This is a genomic window from Legionella lytica (genome assembly GCF_044626755.1).
Lineage (GTDB): Bacteria > Pseudomonadota > Gammaproteobacteria > Legionellales > Legionellaceae > Legionella > Legionella lytica_A.
In genome coordinates this window covers 69,471-88,115 of record NZ_JBGORX010000001.1, presented here as the reverse complement: position 1 = coordinate 88,115, position 18,645 = coordinate 69,471, and the positions used below count along the sequence as shown (strand labels likewise).

The following is an 18,645-nucleotide window of genomic DNA, read 5'->3' as shown; positions in this document are numbered from 1 at the left end:
TTTGCTTTTTCGAAGTGAATTACGATAAATTTGCGGATCATAACAAACTTTAACCACAGTCACCACGAAATTAAGGATTCGGACATTATTTCTTAGCACATAAGCTAATTTTTTGCTAAGATGGTCGCAGAGTTTTAACCCATTAAACACAATGAATACGGTAGAGCAAATGAGTTATCAACACGCACGCACGAACATGGTTAAACAACAGTTACGAACTGGTGATGTTTTAGAAGAGTCAATTCTGAGCTTGTATGATTTAATACCAAGACATGAATTCGTCCCTGAGCAATATACTCAGTTTGCCTATTCAGATATGCAAATTCCTCTAGGACATGGTCAGCGTATGCTTACCCCTTTAGAAGAGGGAGTCATTCTTCAGGCTTTAGAGCTTAAAGGTACTGAAACTGTTCTCGAAGTGGGCACTGGGAGTGGTTTTTTTACTGCCTTGCTAAGCAAATTATGCAAGCAAGTAATTAGTGTAGACTACTATTCTGAATTCACTGCCAATGCAGCGCGTAAATTAAAAACACACCAATGTGACAATGTAGAATTAATTACTGGCGATGCCTGTCAAGGTTGGTTAGAAAAAGCACCTTACGATATTGTTATCTTTACTGGTGCTCTGGAAAAGCTCACTGAAACCCATATGCTGCAAGTATTACCAGGCGGAAAATTATTTGCTATTGAAGGAAAAATGCCTGTAATGAAAGGCATGTTATATCAATTAGATCACCAAGGAAATTGGCAAAAATCAGTAATTTTGGAAACTGGAATTCCATCATTAATTGATAAGCTCAAGCCAAAAGAATTTACATTCTAAATCAAGAATTAGTGCTGCCATTGAGTTAAGTTATTGTCGAACCTATTGTAGGAATGGCAATAAATTTTAGCTTATGGCAGTGGGTGATCAGAAACAATTATTCAACACAAAGCCGCAGGAAGACGGACTCTGTATTTTTAGGGTGAATCTTATAATGAAAAAGCTGCTGTTCTGCTCTCTCATAACCATGGGACTGTCTTCATCTGCTTATGCAACAGACTTAATGGATGTTTATCAACAGGCTCTTGCAAATGATCCAATTTTCAAGAACGCCTATGATACGTACATGGCCAATGCAGAAGCAGTTCCTCAAGCAAGAGCTGCATTGCTTCCACAACTCACCCTTTCCGGCCAGGGAAACCGTAATTATTTTGAATATAATTCTGCAGCATTTGGAGCTACTGCCCAATATTACAATTCAGCAGTTTGGCAAGTAACCGCATCGCAAGCCTTATTCAATTATGAATCCTGGGCTAAAGTGCGCCAAGCCAAAGCCTATGTTAAAGCCGCACAAGCTACATTTAACGATTCAGCCCAAGATTTAATTCTCAGAACAGCAAAAGCCTATTTTGATGTGCTGTATGCGCAAGACACGTTAGAGTTTGCCGAAGCGAAAAAAAGAGCCAATAAACGTCAATACGATCAAGCACAGCAACGTTTTCAAGTGGGTCTGGATGCAATTACCTCGGTTTATGAAGCTAAAGCTGCTTATGATCAATCGGTAGCTACAGTTATTGCTTCTCGGAATAATAAAATAAACCAGTATGAGAATTTAAGAAAACTAACTAATCACGTTTATGAAGCCTTAGCGCCTCTGCGTGATGGCAAAATCCCTCTGATAAAACCTGAACCGAATAACGTTAATGTTTGGGTCGACACCGGTTTAAATCAAAATTATAAATTGTTTGCCGCTAAATATAATCTGGAAGTAGCACGCGAAAACGTCAAAGCGCTTTCAGCGGGTAACTGGCCTACCATTGCACTTCAGGGAAACAGTACTCAAACCTTTAATCAGGTAACTAATGCTGATAATAATCCCCTGCTTCCCAAAAACCAGAAACAAGCGAATGTAGCCTTAGCCTTAAACTTCCCTGTATTCCAAGGTGGTTTGGTGCGTTCGCAAACACGTGAAGCTCAGCATAATTTCCAAGGAAGTAGCGAGCAAATGGAACAAGCTTATCGCAACGTGGTCGTAAATAGTCGTATTGCATTTAATACGATCATTGATGGAATTAGCAAAGTAAAAGCGGATAGACAAACCATTATCTCGCAGCAAAATTCATTAGAAAGTACCGAAGCCCAATTTGAAGTGGGTACGCGTACCATGGTTGATGTAGTAAACGCACAACAACGTTTGTTCGAAGCTCAACAGCAATTAGCTAATGATCAATACAACTTGATTAATTCTGTTTTGACTTTAAAATACTTTGCCGGTTCATTAAATGTTAATGACCTGCAACTCGTCAATTCATGGCTGGCAACGATGCGCATTAATACTCATATCGCCAGTAAGAAAAGCAAATAACAAGGTTTTATCATGTCCAATCCGTCTCAAGTTGAAAAAAAACTACTGCATTACACTGGCAAGGCCATTGCAGATTTTAATATGATCCAGCGCGGTGACCGCGTCATGGTCTGTTTATCCGGAGGCAAGGATTCCTTCACGTTGTTAACTATTCTTGATCAACTACGTCGTCGTTCAGGAAATAAATTTGAACTGTTTTCATTTACTTTGGATCAAGCACAGCCGGGGTGGGATGATTCAACACTGCGTCAATGGCTCGCTGATCGCTCAATCAAACATGAAATATTGACACGTGATACCTACAGCATTGTGAAAGAAAAAGTTCCCGAGGGAAAAACCTATTGTTCTTTATGTTCTCGCTTACGTCGCGGTATTATTTACCGTTATGCCGAAGAAAATGGCTATAACAAAATCGCTTTGGGCCATCATCGCGATGATTTAATCCGCACGCTGATGATGTCTATCTTATATAATGGTGACGTTCGCTCTATGCCGCCAAAACTACTGAGCGATAATAAAAAACATATCGTCATACGTCCATTAAGCTATGTACAAGAAAAAGATATTATTACCTTTGCTAATGAACAAGCCTTCCCAATTATTCCTTGCAATCTTTGTGGCTCGCAAGAAAATTTAATGCGCAAGAAGGTAGCGCGTTTAATTGATCAACTTGCAGAAGAAAACCCTAAAGTTCCAAGCAATATGTTGCATGCATTACAAAGTATTAAACCAAGTCAGCTCATGGATCAAAGCATGTGGAACTTTAAAAACCTAGAGCATGAATTGATTACTGAAAATAGAAACGAATCAGACGAACTTTTTTCTACTGAAGAATTTGAAACCTCTGAAGAATCTTAAGCAAAACACTGTCTATTTTATTCTCCTTTAGCCTGGTTGCTCGCAATCAGGTTTTCAACTTACTCCGATCAATTAAACTTCCCCAAATATAAATGGCCTCAATGTACCCAGTAAAATCCTCGCACTATCACGCATTGAATTCATTTTGAAGAGAAGGAACAATCAAGAATCAATCTTTACAAAATCGTTACATAATAGTTACATTTCTGTAACATTTGTGTTTCAATAGCTTACACTTTAGTCTAAAATTACTGGGCTTATAAAATAAGCGGATTAAGGCAAGATCAGATAAATAATTTTTAATATAGGATACTATTCATGCAAGCAGAAACGATGTTTGATATACGTAAGTTTCGAATCTACGGCAAACGCTATTTAAAGTTTGATCTAGTCGCAGGAATAGTCGTATTTCTGGTGGCAATCCCACTGTGTTTAGGAATCGCGCTCGCGTCCGGAGCCCCACTATTTTCGGGAATTATAAGTGGTATTATTGGAGGAGTCGTTGTCGGTATATTAAGTGGCTCTCAGGTCAGCGTGAGTGGTCCCGCCGCCGGAATGGCTGCCGTTGTAGTCACCGCCGTCGCCCAGATAGGAGACTTCAATTCCTTCCTGGTTGCTCTCGTACTTGCGGGTATGCTGCAAGTCATTATTGGTATTCTAAAAGCGGGCTTTGTGGCTGATTATGTTCCCTCTAACGTCGTTCAAGGTTTACTGTGTGCAATCGGTATCCTATTGATTATTAAAGAATTACCTCTGGCCTTTACACATGCAAGTGATTTTAACGAGCTAAAAACACACTTAATGGAAACTACCGATGTTATTACCTTAAGTCCTCTGCTCGCGCTTTATAATCATCTAAATAATGGGGCAATGATAATTACCCTCATTTCTTTAGCCATTTTAATTTATTTTGATAAAACCAAAAATAAAGTACTCAAGGAAATACCCGCGCCCATCATCGTAGTGATTCTGGGTGTGCTTTTAAACGAACTCTATATGTGGGCTGATTCAGAATTAATACAAGATACCCCTCAATTAGTTAATATCCCCCATAGTGAAAGTGTCTCAGATTTTATTAGTAAATTAATACATCCAAACTGGGCAGCTTTGAGTAATGCGAAAGTCTATTTTTACGCAGTTATTATTGCTATTGTGGCATCCCTTGAAACCTTACTAAACATTAAAGCAGGGGAACGTCTAGATAAACAAAAACGCCATTCATCCGCTAACCGTGAATTGGTCGCCCAAGGTGTTGGTAACTTGACTGCGGGGCTCGTCGGTGGAATCCCCATTACTTCAGTGATTGTACGAACCTCTATTAACATCCAGGCAGGTTCAAGAACTAAAGTTTCCATCATTTTACATGGATTATTTATTCTTTTTGCCGTGATGTTAATCCCGGGAACACTTAACAAGATCCCCCTATCCTCATTAGCCGCTATTCTTATTTATACCGGATATAAATTAAATAAACCTGCTATTTATCGTTCAATCTACGCCCAAGGTATCGATCGCTTTGTTCCTTTTATCGTGACCGTAATTGGTATTATTGTATTTAACCTTTTAGTAGGTATTTTAATCGGTCTGGCTGTAAGCTTATTTTTCATCTTAAAATCAAATAGCCAAGCGCGTATCGATATTATTAAAGAAATTTACCCTAATGGAATAACCAGCCGCCTGATATTGCCACAACAAGTGACCTTCTTAAATAAATCGACTTTAATTGCAGAACTTGACTCAATTCCCAATGGTTCTCAATTAATTATTGATGCTCATTATACTCAGTATATTGATAAAGAAATTTCAGAACTACTTAAAGAATTTAAAGAAGAACAAGCTCCATTAAAACAAATATCAACCAACCTCACAGGCTTCAAAGAGCATTATAAGATTCATAATTATATTAACTTTATTAATGTTACTACTTATGATGTGCAATCTTATCTATCGCCAGCGCAAGTACTTAACATCTTAAATGAAGGAAATAGTCGCTTTCTAGCTGATGAGCGTATTCACCGCTTAACTCATCTTGATGTGCAACACACCGCAAAAGAACAGCATCCAATTGCTATTGTATTGGGTTGTATTGACTCACGAGTACCTGTAGAGACTATTTTTGATATGACTTTTGGTGATATTTTCTGTGTCCGTATTGCAGGTAATGTGGTTAACGATGATGTTCTAGCGAGTATCGAATACGCGTGTAATGTGGTTGGGGTTAAACTAATTGTTGTTTTAGGTCATACACGTTGCGGCGCAATTCAATCTGCGTGCAATGGCGTAGAACAAGGCCATATCACCCAATTATTAGCAAAAATAAAGCCCGCAATTAATGCTGAAACCGAAACCACCTCTGATCGTAATGGCCAGAATGCCAATTTTGTGAAACATATTACGGAATTGAATGTGGCGAACACATTACAAAATATTTATGAGCGTAGTCCCGCACTGCAAGACATGATTGAAAAAGATGATGTTGCTGTTGTTGGTGCTGTTTATAACGTTCAAAGTGGTGAAGTACACTATAGTGATTATGCTAAAGAACTTGCCCAATTAGATGGGGATAAGAATGCGCATTTAGCATCCAAAATCGCTCAAGTATTAAAGGATGCTAACGTACACCCTTAAACATCTGTAATCCACTGCAGCCCCTCAAAAGGTGGCACCATGCCTCACTTTGAGGGGCATCGTAAACCCAAATGTTTACGAGCTCTATCATTTATTGAAATGAAACACAAAACTACCGTTATTGCAACTAAGTAAAGCCCTTCAGTACTGGGTTTTAACAATACATCGCTCTGGAGTTCTTCGCCTAGACTCGCAATGCTCTCAGAAAGAGATACTCGTAAACGCCTCAAAAAGATGGCATTTGTTTCGCTCGCTGAGTTCTGTTTTAGGCAAAATTAGCCGTCAGCGACACAGTAGTCTGATTACTGCTATAAATACTTCCACGTTTGAAATACTGCTGTTCAACACGTAGCGCATATTGTTTATAAGAGAAACTCACTCCACCACCAACTTTATAACCATTCTTATCTAAATTAAGTCCAGGAACAGGTCCTATAAATGCAACCGGTACACCCCGTTGGTTATTAGAGAAGTTGGCTACTTGTAATAAGCCACCATTAACAAAAGGTTGAATCATTGGCGTTGCCTGATAGCCTATCTCAGCATTTTCCAAAAGAAAGGTTGCATCAGTACTCAGTCTATCCACAAACTGGGTGGCAACGACGTTAGCAAAATCAAGATTATAAGGTCGTTGATTTACTTCCGTATGCAATACACCTACATTGGCATTAATAATGAAATTATTCAATTGCTTACTGTATAAAGCAGCCCCACTGATAAACCAATTATTGCCCCGATTATTACCGCTAGCATAATTTGTTCCCAGGCCAGGAAATTCTACGCTGGTGCGAAAATGCCCTGTATTCTGTCCATAGCCTCCAGCTACATCAAAAAAGAAGGAGGGCTTAATGTGCGTGAGCACATGTCCATAAATACTATTATTGGTAATGGATTGGGCCGTTTTAGAGAAAGAAAAACCGGGTAAAAATAGCTGTGAATTCAAGCTGGTATTAATCCAATAAGCAAAAAGCCCAGCTGAAAAATAATCATTTAACCGAACATTATTGCCGCCAATACTATAAAAATTCGCATGGCCCTTATAACGATTAAATCCGCCTGTCAGAGTAGTCGAATTAAAATTAAAATCATTATAGGCATAAACACCGTTCACACTGTATCTGGAAATATTAGGCGTTTGTACCGGCTGTTGATTTGCAGTGGCAATAGATTGAGCCAACAACAGAGAGATAAATAACGCCTGCTTTTTCATCATAACTCCATTCATTCGTAATTCCTGTAATACTTTTACCAATTAATTTTTAAAAAATACGATACTAGCAACACGGGCATCCGCCTGAACCTACAATCGGTAGAATTGTCGTCGTCACCGTATGAGTCGCAGAATTAGTAATTGTTGCATTAACAACTTGAGTTAAAGTGCTGGGATCAATAAAGTCTGGGCCATTACCAGCTTGAGATGATGGGAAATCAACCCAACCATTTGCTGCCCAATTAATTGGTCCATAAGTCATTTGCTTGGTACTTGCATTATAAATTGCACTACTTTGTTGCTGCCCAGGGCCTAGAGGATAACGGTTATCAACAATCACTAATCCATCAGTAACCTCAATCGCAAACTTTTTACACTTCGCGGTGTTACAAAATATTGCAGCACGATACTTGGTTCCTGCAATAGCTAAAGCCACGAGGGGAGTGCTCAAAAGAGATTTTCTTTTAGAATCAGAGGTTGCTGTGGATGACTCCAAACCACCTTTGGCCAAATAGGCAGAATTACCAACCGCTGCTGCTTTATGATAGGAAACTACAGAATAATCCGAGTTAGGTTGTAATGAGACTAATGTGCCATTGGAGTATTGAAGTTGAGCAAGTGCCCCATTCCTCGTACTAATCACATCGCCTTCAAAAAATTCAGCTCCACGCGTTAATGTACGTTGTTGATTATTGCGTTTAGCAATGACTTCTTTGCTAGTAAATAAAACCTTTCCTGCGGTTTCTGAAAACGCTACGGCTTGATAGATAAATAAAAATACATATAACCATTTTTTCATCGGTGTATCCTTCACACATTTTTTTACAAACGCGTTATCATAGTACAGTGCGACCCAGAAGGTAAGAGAAAAAAACATTTTTATAAAAAAGCTGGCAATATCAGTGGAAATGCATTATAAAATTTGCCTCTGAATTACATGTATTAGAATTTTAGATTTTTACAAGGATTGTCGATGCAGTACCCTAGAAGAAAGATATCTAAACCTGTACCCTCTTTAGTCTTAACCAGCATACTAATCGCCACCACAGTAACTCCTGTCAATTCAGTGTGGGCGTTCGGAGGGCCTTGGAAACCACGACAAACGTTAAATATCCAAGGGGGTCATGGTCTTCAAGACTACTACGATGCGCTTCTTCCTATTTCTGGCGATGCCGAAAAAATGTTCTACATTAATGGCGCATTTGCGGGTACTCATCATGTGACTGGAGGCGATCTAGGACTTGGCTATCGCCAAATTATCCTCAACAATGAATATGTAGTTGGTGGTTATGCCCTCATGGGACGTTATCAAACTAATTACCATAATATGTTTACCCAATTAACCTTAGGTACAGAACTCTTTGGAACCATATGGGAAGGACGAGCCCATTTATATCAACCCACAAGCAGAAGAAATAAGTTTGTGAGCACCCGTTCCGAGGGATTTAGCTTTCAAGGCAATAAATTACTAGGTATTCAAACAACAACCTATGAACATGCCGAAGGCGGAGCGGATGTCGAAGTTGGGCGAGTAGTCCCATGGATTCCTAAACTACGCGGTTTTGCAGGATACTATCGTAATGGTATGGGTAATGATCGCAAGAATGTTAATGGGGGTTATGGACGTTTTGAATATCGCTATAATAATCATTTTACCTTCACCCTAAGTGATGCCTACGATAATTTTCAAGGTAATTTCTTTGCCGTTGGGGTAAGAATGAGCATTGGCAGTCCCGCAGGTACTGTGCCTTTAACAGCTGATCAACGCATGACTGATTACTCAGTAAGACGTCGTGATGTATTTACTTATACCAGTAACTACAGTGTACCCTTTGCTTCGGTAGAAAACTTTTATTTTGTGGCTGGTCAATCAACCTCAGGTAATGGAACCTTTGAAACACCTTATGGCACCATTCAAGAAGCAGTCACCGCAGCCAATGCGGGCGGAAACACCAATAACTATGTTTATGTATGTAATTGCAATAACACCTCGAGCTACACTTATGATTTAGGTGGCCAATTAAACATCGGACAAAATACCAAGCTCATTGGTTCTGGTGGAAGCTTTACTTACAATAATATAACCGTCCCCTCTTTGTGCGGAAGTGCACGACCTACTTTAGTGGGTAGCCTCTATCTTCCCGGAAATAATGAGCTTACTAACTTCAATATTACAGGAGCAGGAACTACTCAAAACGCTGGTGTAATCGTTTCAGGACAGAATGTTACGCTCAATAACCTCAGTATTTATAGTTATACTGGGACTAATGGGGCTAATGGAGCTAATGGGGCAGATGGGGATAATGGTTCTGACGGAGCTAATGGAACATCAGGAAACAATGGGACTAATGCTTATGGTATTTTCATCAGTAACTCATCTAATGTGCTGATTAACAACGTTACTGTAACTGACATTCATGGCGGTGATGGTGGACTTGGTGGTAATGGAGGTAATGGGGGCCCAAACAGTGGTAACTCCACTAATGGCGGATTTGGTGCTGATGGGGGTAGTGGTGGTGACGCTTGGGGTATTGCTATCAACAACAGCAGTTTAGTTACTCTAAACCAGGTTGCCATTTCTAACCTACTTGGCGGCAATGGTAATTTAGGTGGTTCTGGTGGGAATGGTTTGTCTAGTGACATATTCTCAGCGGGGAATGGTGGTGGTTCAGGTAATGGTGGAAATGGTGGAAATGCTGGAGGATTATCACTAAATTCCGGTGCTTCTATTTCCATCAATGCATTAAACATCAGCGGAAACCTTACAGCGGGTAATGCAGGGGTAGGTGGTACAGGTGGTATAGGTAGTGTAGGAACTGAACCCTTTTTCAACACTCCCATTAGTGGTATGGGAGGTAATGGCGGTAGGGGAGGTAATGGGGGTAATGGCGGAAGTGCTGTAGGTATTTCAATCATTGATACCTCCTCCATATCAGCTTCTGGAGTCACTTTAAGTGGCTCTTATAGTGCAGGTGCGGCCGCCGCTGGCGGTAATGGAGGCGCAGGTGGCGACGGAGGTGATGCCCCCATCCCAGGTACAGCCGGTGGTAATGGTGGTGATGGTGGTGATGCAGGTAATGGTGGTAATGGTGGTAATGCTTATGGTATAGAATCTAATAGCGGAACCATTAATGCAACCTTTGAGCAAACACTTACAGCAACATCTGGGGCGAGCGCGGGTACGGTTGGCGCCGGCGGTGCAGCAGGTACAGGTAATGGAGCACCCAACGGACAACCCGGTACACCGGGAGCAGCGGGACAGAATGGAACTGATGGTACAGCAAGTAATACTGCCCCCTAATGTCCAAATAGCTAATAGCCCGGAACCATTTTAGTCTCAGCTTTGACTACGTCTCGCGGATAAGCTACCCGAGACGTAGGAGATAGAGTAGTCAGGGGGTTACAAGTTGTGCTCAAGAAACCGTGTCAGCAACTAGGATTTTCTAAGGTTGACAGCGTATGTAGCCGAAATATTAAACGCTCTCTTCCTCACACTTTACCCTTATAAAATCATACTTCATTAAATACGTTAAACTCCGCACCACCACTCCCGAAGAAATCGTTCGATCCCGACTAGCAACCAAACTGACCACCTCTTGAGTACTGATTGTTTTATGATGAACAGCAGCAACAATTTGCTGCAAATACATAAGGGAGACAATCTGTTGCGTCCCCATTCCGCCTAAATGATTGGCTATTAATAGTTCTAATTGGACAATCGAAGTCTGGCCTGGTTTAAAGTAATCACTAGGTCTTAATGCGCTACTAGCATGCCCAGAAAACGTATGGAAAGGGTCCGCTAACAACGGAGGAACTGCGATTGCAGATTTCGCGTCGCTGCTCGCTGCCCGACGTCTTGCCGAGAGCTCATCCCACAAGGCATCATAACGCGGTAATACTTTTTGCCAATGAAAATGTTCCTGAACCCGTCGATATCCGGCCTCTCCCATGTGCTGTCTTAATTCAGGATTTGCATACAACTGCCATAAGGCATTCACACAAGCCCCCACATCTACGGCAGCCATTTGCGCGGTCAATCCTGCATAGGTCAACCAATTAATCCCCTTAGTTAAATACCCCAGGCTTAGATCCACACCACAACCCGCAGGAGGTAAAACCGTAGGAATCAGAAAACCATCCACTTCATGCCGAACGCTATCTCGGTAGCCATCCCAATCAGAAACAATTACCGGTAATTTATTCGCCATAGCTTCTAAAGGTGTTACCCCAAAACTTTCCTGAATATTGTCTGATAAAGACATAAATACATCCGCGCCAGGCCAAATCGCTTTTTTCTTTGCTTCCGTATCCAAATCATTAATAAAGTGTACTCTTACCGAGGGGCAAAATAATTGGGCTGCCTTTTGATAATGGACTTTATGTTCTTCCTTATCAAACCACCCTGCTTGTACAAAATGAACTCGGTGTTGAGAACCAATACGTTGTGCCAAAGCCTCTAGGGCCAAATACATCGGAATAGGGTGTGCTTTTTCATAAAAAAATAAACGCCCCACAAAGAGCACGACATAATCCTGTTGCGCAATACCGTATTGTTTACGAAACCGGTTACGATGTACATCATGAAGTTCTGGAGCCGAAACCTCTTCAGGATGAATCCCTAAGGGGAGCACGGGTAATTGTAAACTGCTCTTTAACGATTCTTTATAACGGATTTTTAGATAGTCATACCATTGGCTAAATAAATTTTCCATAACGCGCTTGGATGCAACGGAAGTACAAATTATTGCATCCCAATCATGTAAAGGTGCTTGAACTAATTGCGCCACTTCCTCTGCCGTATCCATACCAGCTAAAGCATGTACTAGTCCGCAAATACTAAATGAATCTGGACTCATAAAGGCTCTAGACCAAGCCATCTTGTTAATCAGAACATCCGGCTGCATGTAAAGACTCGACTGTTTCAAGGCTGGGATATCGCCCTGCATAATGGGAGAGAAGGTTTTGTATGGAGAATTGTGTTCGTAATTATTTTTAAAATCATCAAAAAAGTGAGGATGCGCAATATAGGGAGATAAGGTAGAACGAGTACCGTATTTAACTAATGCCTTCAGCAAACCATCATTAGCAATAGTATTGCCTGCAACACGGGTTACAGTCCGATAATTGACGGGGGCATAATAAATACTCATTGAAGAATTTATCATAGTACATCCTTTTAAGCGCGACATCCCCATAAACTCAGCACTGAGTTGGATTGAGGCGAAATACAAAAAACGAATACTCCTGTAACTCACCTTAAAAATCAAGAAAAACAGCATCCCTAATCCTCTGCTTTAATAGTATTTTGGCATTTCTTGGGTATATAATGCCTGAATTTACGAAATTACTTTCAGGAGCAGAAATGCGTGCGTCACAATGGTTTTTAGTTACCCTAAAAGAGACTCCTAACGATGCTGAAATCGTTTCTCATCAATTGATGTTGAGAACAGGGATGATCCGTAAACTAGGCTCAGGTCTTTATACTTGGATGCCTCTAGGACTTAGGGTACTTCGTAAAATAGAACAGATCGTTCGTGAAGAAATGAATCGCACCCATGCCATGGAAGTACTCATGCCGTCAGTACAACCTGCTGAACTTTGGCAAGAAACCGGACGTTGGGAAACCTTTGGGGGACTGTTACTCACCATGACCGACTCAAACCAAAGAGAATATTGCTACGGCCCAACACATGAAGAAGTAATTACCGACATTATGCGTAATGAGCTGCAATCTTATAAGCAATTACCAGCAAACTTTTATCAAATCCAAACTAAATTCCGCGATGAAATCAGACCTCGTTTTGGGGTAATGCGTGCGCGTGAATTTATTATGAAAGATGCTTATTCATTCCACTTAGGCATAGAAAGCTTACAAAAAACCTATCAAGATATGTATCAGGCTTATTGCCGTATTTTTGATCGTATGGGTCTAAAATATCGTGCCGTAGAGGCTGATACCGGGGCTATTGGTGGTTCTGCATCTCATGAGTTCCAAGTATTGGCTGATTCTGGTGAAGACTTGATTTTCTATAGTGATGTAAGTAGCTATGCAGCGAATATAGAACAAGCCATTAGTCTAAAACCTGCCAAATCAACGCAGCCTACTACGCAAAAAATCGCATTGGTTGATACACCAAAACAAAAAACCATTGCTGAAGTATCTAAGTTCTTAAATATCGCCAACAGCGAAATGATCAAAACATTAATTGTGCGCGGTAAAGAACATCCTATGGTTGCATTAGTGTTACGTGGCGATGATGAGCTTAACGAAGTAAAAGCCATAAAACATCCTCTCATTGCCTCACCATTACAACTTATTGATGAAGAAAGTATTCTAAAAACATTAAATGCTCCGATTGGTTCATTAGGTCCTATTGGTTTATCAATTCCAGTAATTGCCGATCACCAGGCGCTTGCGATGGATGAATTTGTTTGCGGTGCAAATCAGGCGGACAAACATTACCAGCATGCTGCTTGGGACAAAGATATTGAAGTTTACCAGGCCTATGACCTACGTAATGTGAAAGATGGTGATCCAAGCCCAGATGGCCAAGGTACCCTGTGCTCTTGTCGTGGTATTGAAGTGGGCCATGTATTCCAGTTAGGCGATAAATATGCCAAAGCAATGAATGCTTCAGTAATTAATGAGCAAGGTCAATTAGAAACCCTAATGATGGGTTGTTATGGTTTAGGTATCACTCGTGTCGTTGCTGCAGCAATTGAGCAACACCATGATGAACAAGGGATTATCTGGCCACAAAATATTGCCCCCTTCCACGTAGTAATTATTCCCTTGAATGGACATAAATCTCAAGCAGTTAAAGACCAGGCCGAAGCTCTGTACCAACAACTTAGCAATGCTGGAGTTGAAGTATTACTTGATGATCGAAATGAGCGTGCAGGCGCCCTCTTTGCTGACCATGATTTAATTGGTATACCCCATCGCTTAGTGGTGAGTGACCGCAATATTGAGCAAAATTGTGTGGAATATAAATCACGCGCCACGGGTGAAACCCAACAACTTTCCCTAAGTACTGCGGTTGCAGATCTGATTAAATTAATTTCACAATAATCCTACAAAAACCTGGTTGCCTGCAACCAGGTTTACCTAATCACCATTTCTGAATTACCCTGGCTTGATAACATTTACAAACACCAAATAAGCCTACCAAATATCGCCTGTGTAAAAAGCTCATCTTATAAGTTACGAATTCTGCTGTAAAAATTACTTTTAATATAAAAATTATTCAATGTACCTTGTCCTTCAACACCGAAATGTTATACTATAACACTTTCAGAGTTGATATGACTTCATTTGCCCCTAACCGTCCACTAAGTGATCATATGAGTAAGAAAAATAAAACCTCCAAGCATCATCACCATGACAAACATAACCACCATAACCATTCTCATGACCATCATGGGCATAGTCATGACCATCATCATGGAGATCACCATGAGAACCATTGGCTAAAAGCCACATTGGGTTTACTTTGGGGCGTGGGTTTGCTCGTCTTATCTGTCGGAGGCTTTAGCATACCGATTGCCGCCTACTATGCCATCACCGGACTTACTTCTCTGATGACATTATACCTGGGGCACACTGTTTACCAATCAGCCTGGAACTCATTTCGTAGGGAGTGCCACCTTCATGAGCTCGCTGAATTGCCTAAAGAGCCTGGCGAATTACCTAATAGCTACATATTTTGCAAAAATGAACTGTTTTATATTAATACAAATGGAGAAAGTCGAAAGGTTACCATTAATGACTTAGCTCTATTTAAAGAAAAGCTGAGCGAAATCAGCAAGAGCTCCAGCTCCCTGAAATTGACCACAGCACAAATTAAAAACTTAATTACCACCAATGGAGGCCACAGCCTTCCTCACAGCAAATGGGATATGACAACTTTATATACCATTAGCACGCTTAGCATTCTTGCTGTATCGATTGCCAGTGTTCTGATTCCAGGCTTACCCATGATGTTTGAAGCCGCTCCTTTAGTGTTAGGTTTTTGGCATTTAGGAGAAGGCATTGAACATAGCCTCATTGATCAAATCAATAATCAATTAAATATCCTTGATTGCCTTCCTAAAAAAGTCTTATTAAAAGGCGAAGAAGATAAAAAAATTTCCGTTAAAAAATTAGTCCCAGACAATCTCATTGTTATCAAAAAAGGCGTTGTAATTCCTGTTGATGGTATATTAACTACAGATGCCCTGCTCTATACCACTCGCATCGATGGCTCTCCTGAACTAAAAAGCTTTAAAGCTGGAGCTACCGTAAAGTCTGGCATGCGCTTAGCCGAGCATATTCCTTCGCTAGAAATGCGTGTTACTGAAACTTATAAAAATTCTTATCTTTCTTTAGTTGCCAAAGACATTAAGGACGCTAATGATGAAAAAGCACCTATTGAATTAATTGCCAATCAAATCTTGGATTATTTTGTTCCAGGCCTACTCATCACTGCCGCTGTATCCGGCATCGTTATTGGTTCATTGTTTGGTATTGCCCCAGCCATTCAATGTGTTATCTCTGTTCTGGTCAGCGCATGTCCTTGTGCCTTAAGTTTAATTACCCCAATGGCAGTTAAAATTGGCATGAACAAAGCAGCGGAACAAGGGATTCAATTTCGTAATGGTGCCGCATTACAAGCAGCCGCTGATATTGATACCATCGTTTTTGATTTAAACGGTACTCTTACCCAAGGTAAAATGCAAGTACGCGACCTGCAAATTAGTGATAGAAAGCTATTAGCCCGCATCGCCTTATTAGAACGCAACGCCGATCATCCAGCTGCCAAAACCATCGCTGATTATATTCAAAGCCATGAGGAGGGTGTAAGTGATGAACCATTAGAAATCACTAATATCGATAAAAGCCATCACTCAGGCATAAAAGCGCTAATCAATGGGGAGCGGTTTATCGTAGGCACTGCGGACATGCTCTCAGCAAATGGCATTAGTCAAATCAATGAACCATATAATGATTCTGGAAAGGGTTCTACTTATATTGTGCATGGCAATAGTGTAATTGGGCAAATCGCCTTAATGGATACTCTACGTGAAGATGCGATTGACACCATCAAGCAATTAAAACAGCTTGGTAAAACCGTACATATTTGTACTGGAGCATCTCTGGAAACTGCGAAACGATATGCTGTTCAATTAGGTATTGATGAACAGAATATTTATGCTAATGCAGATGGAGTAAGCACTCAAGCAAGACCTAAAACTAATTACATTCAAGAATTAAAAGATAAAGGATTTAAAGTCGCTATGGTAGGCGATGCAGCCAATGATTCCGCGGCTATTGCCCGTGCTCATATAGGTATTGCTGTGGAATCCAAGATTGGCGACAGCAGCACCAAGGAATTTGCCGGAATCATCGTACAGCAAGGTTTATTATTCCCTATCGCAACAGCATTGGATCTGGCTCAGAAAGGGAAACAAAATATTATGCAAAACTATTTTGTGAGCTTAACTTATAATTCAACTATTACATTAGTTGCATCTGGATTATTTATTGCTCTAGGTTTTAGCATAACCCCACCAATCGGCATTGCCATGATGGTACTGGAAACGACCGTAGTTTTAAGCAATTTATATCGTTTTAAACAGCAAGGCATTGTCTCTACAACAACACAAAAAACTAATACAGTTGATCAGCCATTGAATGATTCACCCTCTGTAATGTCTCTACTTCTGGGTGCTCGCCCTCAGCCAACAGAGGCATCAGAAAAAGAACCGATCAGCGTGAATTTATTTACCTCCAACGAAGAATATTCTCTGCAACCAACGCAACAAAGCGGACTAACATTTCAATATTAATCAATATAGACCGGATTAATCATATATCCGGTCTATGTAGCTGCTTTCCCAAAGCGGTTTTGATTATTAATTGAACAAAATAAGGGGGTGTGTTAATCTTTGCCTTTTAATAGTGCTGAGAAAATCAAAACATGTTAGAAAAATTATATAATGCATTGAAATATCTTTGGAGCCTTCTAGGGTTCAATGCAAAATCAAAAACTGAAGTTTTTGATTTGGAAAAAGCGATACTCCAGATGCCCGAATTCGACATAAAAAGGATAGACACCATTCCCGCAGTTAACATCAATGAGGACCTATTCCAACTTAATTTGCAGCGCCAAGCAACGATATATGAGCCTCTAACGAGCATCCGAGGAGATATTCAATTCATGAATATGCCAGCAACCTTGTTTCCAAAATCTTATCAACCAACCCCATTGGCTCCCCGAGTATTTAATAATCCATCTGCAGAAAATGGGGAACAATTAGCGGCCACACTTCCCGTAGAACTTTGGCTTAACATCTTTACAAAATTACCAATTCCTACTCTTTTAAAAGTGATGATGGCATGCAAATACTTTGGAGAACTTACTAATGAACCAAAGCTTAGAATGGCAATGGCTCAAGAAAAATACCAACGTGCTCAGGTAGAGTTCTTTACTAGCTTGAATACCTTTAAGCTACATCCAAAAGATTTCGCTATGGAAAATAATGATATTTACTCAGAACCAGGAGAGCTAGGTTTTATTTTGAAAGGTAAACGATAGGTTCGTGTTTGTGCGACAGCTGCAATCTTTTGCAGGTTAATGTCCAGCCAAGATTCCAGCCGCGCCAAACAGATACAGTATAGCTAGTATTTCTAAAAGCACGTGTTCGAAAATACTAATTTATTTGTAAGATATTTCTTAATTTGTCGTAAGCTCATTTATGTACATGGGATGGACCCCGGTCAAAGCCGCGAAAATTCGGGCGGAAGAATTCACGCGCAGGAGAATTACCTGGGGAGAACTAGTTCATATACTGACGAACATACTAAAAAAAAGCACCTCAGTGTTGGCGCACGGAGGTGCATCGCTTACATCCTCGCACTCAAGCTTAGTGAGTTGCTGGTGCAGAAGCTGATACTTTTGGTTTTTCTGCTAACGCATCTGCAGAACATGCTGCGGCAACATCATTAACACCTTCATCATATTGCTTATCAGTTAAATTGTCTGCTTGTTTAATCAAAGCCATAACTTTAGGTTTAGCACATTCGCAATAAGCCATAGTTACCTTTTTATTTTCTTCACTGAGGTTAGGATAAATAAGGTTCCATCGATCCTGGCAAAACTGAAGGAAATCGCTTTCTTGTGCTTTACTTAAACCTACATCATCTTCCATTGCATCTAATGCATCATGCAATAAAGTGCGTGACATACATACTTGAATTGCTTTTTGTATTGCTTCATCACTACCTAAAGGTTGTGCGGCAGCGCAGGCGCAATATTTTTCACCAAAATTTTTGAAGTCCACTTTATCTTTGGCAGCATCTGCTTTTTCCATCCAAGCATTAGTACAAATGCTCGCAAAGTCCTCTTTAGGACTAGCATCTTCAGCAAATACAGAAAAAGAGAACAAAGCAGCAGCAGCGATTATTCCCGTGCGCTTCAATAAAGAATAACTCATGATGTATCACTCCTTTGATTAATAATTATTCTTAAATGAGCATAGACCATCGCTGATCAGTTAGCTACCAAATCATCAGATATATTTATTAATCGTTGCTGTATATACTTTAACTTTTTATAGTAC

General features: G+C 40.4%; 12 protein-coding genes. 8 read left to right on the top strand and 4 right to left on the bottom strand.

The genetic code is table 11. The annotated features are described in order from the left end of the window. Positions 1-169 precede the first annotated feature (169 nt). The 4 genes from ACD661_RS00335 to ACD661_RS00320 all read left to right on the top strand — a co-directional run bounded on the left by ACD661_RS00335 (position 170) and on the right by ACD661_RS00320 (position 5,834). Positions 170-823, top strand: coding sequence for a protein-L-isoaspartate O-methyltransferase family protein (locus ACD661_RS00335; RefSeq protein WP_400185470.1), 654 nt, complete (start codon positions 170-172; stop codon positions 821-823). A 154-nt stretch (positions 824-977) separates the two neighbouring features. Further along, positions 978-2,348, top strand: a complete 1,371-nt coding sequence (locus ACD661_RS00330) for a TolC family outer membrane protein (protein WP_400185468.1) — start codon at positions 978-980, stop codon at positions 2,346-2,348. 12 nt (positions 2,349-2,360) lie between these two features. Then, on the top strand, positions 2,361-3,206 hold the full coding sequence (gene ttcA, locus ACD661_RS00325; protein ID WP_400185467.1) for a tRNA 2-thiocytidine(32) synthetase TtcA: 846 nt from the start codon (positions 2,361-2,363) through the stop codon (positions 3,204-3,206). 318 nt (positions 3,207-3,524) lie between these two features. After that, entirely contained in the window at positions 3,525-5,834 is a 2,310-nt protein-coding gene (locus tag ACD661_RS00320; RefSeq protein WP_400185466.1) for a bifunctional SulP family inorganic anion transporter/carbonic anhydrase, read from the top strand. Between the two features lie 265 nt (positions 5,835-6,099). On the opposite strand, the gene ACD661_RS00315 is transcribed toward ACD661_RS00320, so the two are convergent. After that, a complete protein-coding gene (locus ACD661_RS00315; RefSeq protein ID WP_400185465.1) occupies positions 6,100-7,059 on the bottom strand; it encodes an autotransporter outer membrane beta-barrel domain-containing protein in 960 nt (319 codons plus the stop codon). A 49-nt stretch (positions 7,060-7,108) separates the two neighbouring features. Next, positions 7,109-7,843, bottom strand: coding sequence for a FecR family protein (locus ACD661_RS00310; RefSeq protein WP_400185464.1), 735 nt, complete (start codon positions 7,841-7,843; stop codon positions 7,109-7,111). A 174-nt stretch (positions 7,844-8,017) separates the two neighbouring features. Between ACD661_RS00310 and ACD661_RS00305 the strand changes: the two genes are divergently transcribed. Further along, positions 8,018-10,345 (top strand): inverse autotransporter beta domain-containing protein, encoded by a 2,328-nt coding sequence (locus ACD661_RS00305; RefSeq protein ID WP_400185462.1) that lies wholly within the window; start codon positions 8,018-8,020, stop codon positions 10,343-10,345. Between the two features lie 172 nt (positions 10,346-10,517). On the opposite strand, the gene ACD661_RS00300 is transcribed toward ACD661_RS00305, so the two are convergent. Continuing rightward, on the bottom strand, positions 10,518-12,209 hold the full coding sequence (locus tag ACD661_RS00300) for a glycosyltransferase family 4 protein (RefSeq protein ID WP_400185461.1): 1,692 nt from the start codon (positions 12,207-12,209) through the stop codon (positions 10,518-10,520). Positions 12,210-12,406: 197 nt separating this feature from the next. Here ACD661_RS00300 and ACD661_RS00295 point away from each other — a divergent pair, with 197 nt between their 5' ends. From ACD661_RS00295 to ACD661_RS00285, 3 genes are all read left to right on the top strand, one after another. Next, positions 12,407-14,116 (top strand): proline--tRNA ligase, encoded by a 1,710-nt coding sequence (locus tag ACD661_RS00295; protein WP_400187195.1) that lies wholly within the window; start codon positions 12,407-12,409, stop codon positions 14,114-14,116. Between the two features lie 272 nt (positions 14,117-14,388). Beyond that, positions 14,389-16,872: a heavy metal translocating P-type ATPase gene (locus ACD661_RS00290; protein ID WP_400185459.1), complete on the top strand. Its 2,484-nt coding sequence runs from the start codon at positions 14,389-14,391 to the stop codon at positions 16,870-16,872. Between the two features lie 131 nt (positions 16,873-17,003). After that, positions 17,004-17,621 carry an F-box protein gene (locus ACD661_RS00285; RefSeq protein WP_400185457.1) on the top strand — a complete coding sequence of 206 codons (618 nt, stop codon included), beginning with the start codon at positions 17,004-17,006 and terminating at the stop codon, positions 17,619-17,621. Between the two features lie 328 nt (positions 17,622-17,949). On the opposite strand, the gene ACD661_RS00280 is transcribed toward ACD661_RS00285, so the two are convergent. Continuing rightward, positions 17,950-18,519, bottom strand: a complete 570-nt coding sequence (locus tag ACD661_RS00280; RefSeq protein ID WP_400185456.1) for a hypothetical protein — start codon at positions 18,517-18,519, stop codon at positions 17,950-17,952. Between the last annotated feature and the right edge of the window lie 126 nt (positions 18,520-18,645).

What these genes read in the sequence shown, in the direction of transcription:
- ACD661_RS00335 (WP_400185470.1), top strand. Translation starts at nt 170, where the DNA reads ATGAGTTATCAACACGCACGCACGAACATGGTTAAACAACAGTTACGA.
- ACD661_RS00330 (WP_400185468.1), top strand. Translation starts at nt 978, where the DNA reads ATGAAAAAGCTGCTGTTCTGCTCTCTCATAACCATGGGACTGTCTTCA.
- ttcA (WP_400185467.1), top strand. Translation starts at nt 2,361, where the DNA reads ATGTCCAATCCGTCTCAAGTTGAAAAAAAACTACTGCATTACACTGGC.
- ACD661_RS00320 (WP_400185466.1), top strand. Translation starts at nt 3,525, where the DNA reads ATGCAAGCAGAAACGATGTTTGATATACGTAAGTTTCGAATCTACGGC.
- ACD661_RS00315 (WP_400185465.1), bottom strand. Translation starts at nt 7,059, where the DNA reads ATGAATGGAGTTATGATGAAAAAGCAGGCGTTATTTATCTCTCTGTTG.
- ACD661_RS00310 (WP_400185464.1), bottom strand. Translation starts at nt 7,843, where the DNA reads ATGAAAAAATGGTTATATGTATTTTTATTTATCTATCAAGCCGTAGCG.
- ACD661_RS00305 (WP_400185462.1), top strand. Translation starts at nt 8,018, where the DNA reads ATGCAGTACCCTAGAAGAAAGATATCTAAACCTGTACCCTCTTTAGTC.
- ACD661_RS00300 (WP_400185461.1), bottom strand. Translation starts at nt 12,209, where the DNA reads ATGATAAATTCTTCAATGAGTATTTATTATGCCCCCGTCAATTATCGG.
- ACD661_RS00295 (WP_400187195.1), top strand. Translation starts at nt 12,407, where the DNA reads ATGCGTGCGTCACAATGGTTTTTAGTTACCCTAAAAGAGACTCCTAAC.
- ACD661_RS00290 (WP_400185459.1), top strand. Translation starts at nt 14,389, where the DNA reads ATGAGTAAGAAAAATAAAACCTCCAAGCATCATCACCATGACAAACAT.
- ACD661_RS00285 (WP_400185457.1), top strand. Translation starts at nt 17,004, where the DNA reads ATGTTAGAAAAATTATATAATGCATTGAAATATCTTTGGAGCCTTCTA.
- ACD661_RS00280 (WP_400185456.1), bottom strand. Translation starts at nt 18,519, where the DNA reads ATGAGTTATTCTTTATTGAAGCGCACGGGAATAATCGCTGCTGCTGCT.